General features: G+C 71.3%; 5 protein-coding genes. All 5 read left to right on the top strand.

Annotated elements, in window-relative coordinates; translation table 11 throughout:
* On the top strand, positions 1 to 299 hold a 299-nt coding region (locus AC1DY2_RS14520), incomplete at its 5' end, for a response regulator transcription factor (RefSeq protein ID WP_476763069.1).
* Between the two features lie 112 nt (positions 300 to 411).
* Positions 412 to 1,533: a flavin-containing monooxygenase gene (locus AC1DY2_RS14515; protein WP_476763068.1), complete on the top strand. Its 1,122-nt coding sequence runs from the start codon at positions 412 to 414 to the stop codon at positions 1,531 to 1,533.
* Between the two features lie 229 nt (positions 1,534 to 1,762).
* Positions 1,763 to 4,054, top strand: a complete 2,292-nt coding sequence (locus AC1DY2_RS14510; RefSeq protein WP_476763067.1) for an immune inhibitor A domain-containing protein — start codon at positions 1,763 to 1,765, stop codon at positions 4,052 to 4,054.
* 83 nt (positions 4,055 to 4,137) lie between these two features.
* On the top strand, positions 4,138 to 4,536 hold the full coding sequence (locus AC1DY2_RS14505; RefSeq protein WP_476763066.1) for a hypothetical protein: 399 nt from the start codon (positions 4,138 to 4,140) through the stop codon (positions 4,534 to 4,536).
* 29 nt (positions 4,537 to 4,565) lie between these two features.
* A partial coding sequence (locus AC1DY2_RS14500; RefSeq protein ID WP_476763065.1) for an SDR family oxidoreductase occupies positions 4,566 to 5,438 on the top strand: 873 nt, incomplete at its 3' end.

Genomic DNA, 5,438 nt, shown 5'->3' with positions numbered 1-5,438 from the left:
CGGCGCGCACCGTGCTCGCCGACCTCGGCGCCGTCGCCGACCTCGACCGGCTCGAGCGCCTCGCCGGTGCGGCGGGGCAACCGGCGGCCGCGGCATCCGCGGGCCTCACGAGGCGGGAGGTCGAGGTGCTTCGGCTCATCGCGGGCGGGCGCACCAACCGGCAGATCGCCCAGCAGCTCTTCCTGAGCGAACGCACGGTCGCGCGGCACGTGAGCAACATCCTCGGCAAGCTCGGGCTCGCCAACCGTTCGGGCGCCACGGCGTTCGCCTTCGAGCACGGGCTCGCCGCGGCATCCTGAGCCGGCGCCCACCCGAGGCACCACGGGAACTGGTCATTTCTGCCGACGCGGCCGCGCCGCGGCATCCGTAGCGTCGCGGGCATCAGCGACTCGGATGTTCCAGGAGGCCCTCATGTCCACCACCGTCATCGACACCGCCGTCATCGGCGCCGGAGCCGCGGGGCTCATGGTCGCGACGCACCTCGCCGACCGCGGCGTCGACTTCGAGCTGTTCGACGAGCACGCCCGCGTCGGCGACGCGTGGCGCGAGCGCTACCGTTCGCTGCGCCTGTTCACGCCGCGTCGGTACCTCAGCCTGCCCGGGCTGCCGATCGAGATCGGCCGGTTCCGCTATCCGACCGGCGCGCAGCTCGGCGACTACCTCGAGCGGTACGCCGCGCACTTCCGCCTGCCGGTGCGCACGGGCGTCCGCGTCGTGTCGCTGAGCCGCGGCGCCGACGGCCGGTTCCGCCTGGCGCTCGGCGACGGCGGCGAGGTGTTCGCCTCGCGGGTGATCGTCACGACCGGCGCGCACCGCCGGCCGGTCACGCCCGACCTCGCAGCTCGGCTCGATCCGTCGACCCGGCAGCTGCACTCGCTCGACTATCGCGGGGCGGAGCAGCTGGCCGAGGGGCCGGTGCTGGTCGTGGGCGCGGCGAACTCGGGCACGGATGTCGCGCTCGAGGCCGCGGCGGCGGGTCATGCCGTGACGCTCGCCGGACGGCATCCGGGGCACGTGCCCATCGACATCGACCGTCCGATCGGCAACCTCATGACCGGCATCTTCATCCGCCGGCTGCGGGGGATCACGATCGACACCGAGAAGGGCCGGGCCGCCAGGGCCGAGGGCGCCGGCCATGGCGTGATGCTGGTGCGCAACTCGCTGAAGGACCTGGCTCGCGCCGGTGTCGTGCAGGTCGGCCGCATCGAGGGCGTCGAGGCCGGGCGCCCCGTCACCGCCGACGGCACGGCGATCGACGCGGCCACCGTGGTCTGGTGCACCGGGTCGCGACCCGAGCTCGACTGGATCGACGTCGACGGAGTCGTCGACGTGCACGGGCTGCCCATCGAGGTGCGGGGCGTGGCGAGCGGATGCCGCGGGCTCGGGTTCGTGGGCATGCCGTTCCAGTACTCCGTGGCATCCGAGACCCTGATGGGCATGGACCGCGACGCCGCGTTCGTGGTCGACGCGCTGCTCGGCGGCCGTGCGGCGGCGACGGTCGCGGCTGAGGCCGCACCGGAGGTCGCCGCCTGATCGGAATCGGCGCGTATTTTCACCCGGGGGCGCGATCTGCACAAGAGGTCGCGCCCTCGGATTCGTTGCGTCGTTCGCAGGTGGTGCGACGCGGATGCAGCGCCCGATAACGATTCGGGTCGTTTCGGAACATGACCGAGGTCAACCTCTTCCCCGAGGGGGACGCCGGTGTTAGGTTTCCCGCACCGTGCCCGGCGATCCCGGGCGCATTTCCATGTAAGGAGAACTCGTGAATCGACGTATGCGCGGCATGGTCGCCGTCGCGGCGGCGGGCATGACGGTCATGGCGGGTGCGGCCTTCGGGCCTGCAGCCGTCGCCGCCCCCGCCGACGGTCCCACCTCGGACACGGCCGCGGCCCAGCGGCTCGACAACCGCCCCGGCCCGCTCACCGAGCGGCAGAACCAGCGCCGCAAGGCCGCCCAGAAGCTCATCCTCTCGGGCCAGGCCTCGCCCGGCGAAGACGGCGTCGTGCAGCTCGACACCGACAAGTACTACCAGGCGGCCGTGACCGGCACCGACCGGGTGTTCACGATCCTCTCGCAGTTCGGCGACCAGACCGCCGGCAAGCTCGGCTCCACGCCCGGGCCGCTGCACAACGAGATCCCGCAGCCCGACCGCACGGTGAACAACAGCACCCACTGGCAGCCCGACTTCAACCAGGGCACCTACGAGGACCTCTTCTTCGGCGACGGCGAGTCGTTCAAGGACTTCTACGAGAAGCAGTCGTCGGGCAACTACACGATCGACGGCGAGGTCAGCGACTGGGTGACGGTGCCCGGCAACGCCTCGACCTACGGCGACAACACCGTCGAGGACTTCGGCGGCTCCTGGCAGTTCATCGAGGACACCGGCAACGCCTGGTACGACGCGCAGGTTGCGGCTGGCAAGAGCGACGCCGACATCAAGGCCGAGCTCGCGTCGTTCGACGTGTGGGACCGCTACGACGCCGACAACGACGGCAACTTCGACGAGCCCGACGGCTACCTCGACCACTTCCAGGCCGTGCACGCCGGCGAGGGCGAGGACGCCGGCGGCGGCGCGCAGGGCGAGGACGCCATCTGGTCGCACCGCTGGTACGTCAACTCGACCGACTACGGCACCACCGGTCCCGACGGCGCGAAGTTCGGCGGCGCGCAGATCGGCGACACCGGCTTCTGGATCGGCGACTACACGGTCGAGGCGGAGAACGGCGGCCTCGGCGTGTTCGCGCACGAGTTCGGCCACGACCTCGGGCTGCCCGACTTCTACGACACGAACGGCGGCGAGAACTCGACCGCCTTCTGGACGCTCATGTCGAGCGGTTCGTGGCTCAACCACGGCACCGAGGACATCGGCACCACGCCCGGCTACATGGGCCCGTGGGAGAAGCTCCAGCTCGGCTGGCTCGACTACTCGGTGGTCGACCCCGGCCAGAGCGGCTCCTACACGCTGAGCCCGGCCGCCCTCCAGGCCGACGGCCAGGACCAGGCCCTCGTCGTCGACGTGCCCGACGCGCCCGTCACCAACGACTACGTGACGCCGAACGGCGGACACGCCTGGTGGACCTCGAGCGCCGACGACCTGAACACGACGCTCGAGCGCACGCTCGACCTGTCGAAGGTCAAGACCGCGACCGTCTCGGCGAAGGCCTGGTACGACATCGAGGCCGGCTTCGACTACCTCTACGGCGAGTACTCGACCGACGGGGGCGCCCACTGGATCACGGTCGGCAGCCTCTCCGACACGTCGAACGGCAAGTGGACGACGCTGAAGTACTCGGTGCCCGGCGGCAACGCGAACACCCTGTTCCGCTTCCGCTACCAGTCCGACGGCGGCGTGCACCTCGCCGGCGCATTCCTCGACGACATCGTCGTGAAGAGCGGCGGCACCACGGTGCTGAGCGACAGCGTCGAGGGCGGCGCCAACGGTTGGACCGCCGCGGGAGGCTTCAAGATCAGCACCGGCTCCGAGGTCAGCTCGGGCGACGCCTACTACCTGGTCGAGAACCGCACCTACGTCGGCTACGACGACACCCTGCGCAACGGCCCGTACCAGTTCGACGCGGCCTACACGAGGCCCGACCACGTGGAGCGCTTCCCGTTCCAGGACGGCATGCTCGTGTGGGCGGTCGACGAGACCTACACCGACAACAACACGATCGACCACCAGGGCCACGGCCTTGCACTGCCGATCGACGCCGGTGTGGTCCCGATGACCTACCCCGACGGCACGAAGCCGAGCAACCGGCGCCAGCCGTACGACGCCACCTTCGGCATCCAGGCGATCGACCAGGTCGCGCTGCACAAGGAGGTCCTCGTCGGCAAGGGCAAGAACCAGCACGTGGAGTCCGTCGCGGCGGTCGTCGGTGACGGCAGTGCGCGGCAGCAGACCGCGACCTTCACGGATGCGGTGAAGGACGCGTTCATGAGCCCGCTCAACCCGCTGGGCGGCGTCCTCGTCGCCGGCCACGGCGTGACCGCCACGGTGACCAGCCAGGTGGAAGGCGGCGCGATGACGGTGGACGTCGTCAACCCGCAGTAGCCGAACCGCTCGCACCACGGTGGGCCCGTCTCCTCGGAGGCGGGMCCACTCGCGTTCCCGGCCGGCGTGCGATGATCGAGCCGATGAGCGAGTGGATGCGATGGGGCGGCGACGCAGCCGAGGGCCTCGGCTGGGCCCGGTTCTTCGGGTGGTCCTCCGTCGGCATCGGCGTCATCACCACGCTCACCTGCTTCTTCGTGCCGCTCGAGGGCCAGTACGAGCGCACGGCGTGGCTCGTGCTCTTCGGGTCGCTGGCCGTCTGGCTCGGCGGCATGTCGGCATCGAGGTACCGCTCGCTCGGGCGTCGCCGGGCGACCCTGCCCATCGTCGGCATCGTGCTCGGGTGCCTCACCATGGCCGTGATGATCTACGCGTTCACGGTGCTCGTCCTCGCCTCCTACGGCATCGCCTGGCCTGCGCCCGCGATCTGGCTGGCCCCCGGCGGCGCCCCGCCGCAGTCCCCACCCGGCGTCGCGAGCTGACGGAGTAGAGTCCCACCCGTGGGGGCTGGATGAGCGGGGAACTCGTGCTCGTGACCGGCGGAACGGGCTTCGTCGGCGCGCACTGCATCGTCGCGCTCCTGCGCGAGGGCTACCGCGTGCGCACGACGGTGCGATCGCTCGACCGGGCCGGCGAGGTCCGCGATCTCGTGCGTGCGGGCGGGCAGGATCCCGTGGGGATCGAGTTCGTCGTCGCCGACCTCATGCAGGACGACGGCTGGCTCGACGCGGTCGACGGCACCCGGTACGTACTGCACGTGGCATCCCCCCTGCCCGTTCGCCAGCCGAAGGACGCGAACGAGCTCATCGAGCCGGCCCGCGAGGGCGTGCTGCGCGTGCTGCGGGCCGCCCGCGACACGGGCGTGCGACGCGTGGTGCAGACGTCGTCGTTCGCGGCCATCGGCTACGGCACCGACCCCGGCCGCCCGTTCACCGAGGCAGACTGGACCGACCTCACGGCGCCGCACCTCACCCCGTACATCCAGTCGAAGACGCTCGCCGAGCGGGCGGCGTGGGAGTTCATCGAGCGCGAGGGCGCGGGCCTCGAGTTCGCCACGGTGAACCCCGTCGTCATCTTCGGGCCCGCGCTCGGCGTCGACTTCTCGACGTCGATCCACGTGCTGCTGCGCTTGCTGAACGGGAAGGTGCCCGCGGTGCCGCCGGGGACCACGACCGGGGTCGACGTGCGGGACGTCGCCGACCTGCACGTGCTCGCGATGCGGCATCCGGATGCCGCGGGCGAGCGGTTCCTCGCCGTCGCCGGCGACCCGATCTCCTTCCACGACATGGCCATGCTGCTGCGCCGTCACCTCGGCGCCGACGCCCGGCACGTGCCGACGCGCACGTTGCCGCGCTGGCTCGTGCGGGCCGGCGCCTTCGTGAGC

This window comes from Agromyces sp. P1_H4 (genome assembly GCF_056405255.1).
This window is presented reverse-complemented; position numbering and strand designations above follow the sequence as displayed.

Excerpts from the sequence above, each read along its gene's own strand:
- AC1DY2_RS14515 (WP_476763068.1), top strand. The coding sequence starts at position 412 with ATGTCCACCACCGTCATCGACACCGCCGTCATCGGCGCCGGAGCCGCG.
- AC1DY2_RS14505 (WP_476763066.1), top strand. The coding sequence starts at position 4,138 with ATGAGCGAGTGGATGCGATGGGGCGGCGACGCAGCCGAGGGCCTCGGC.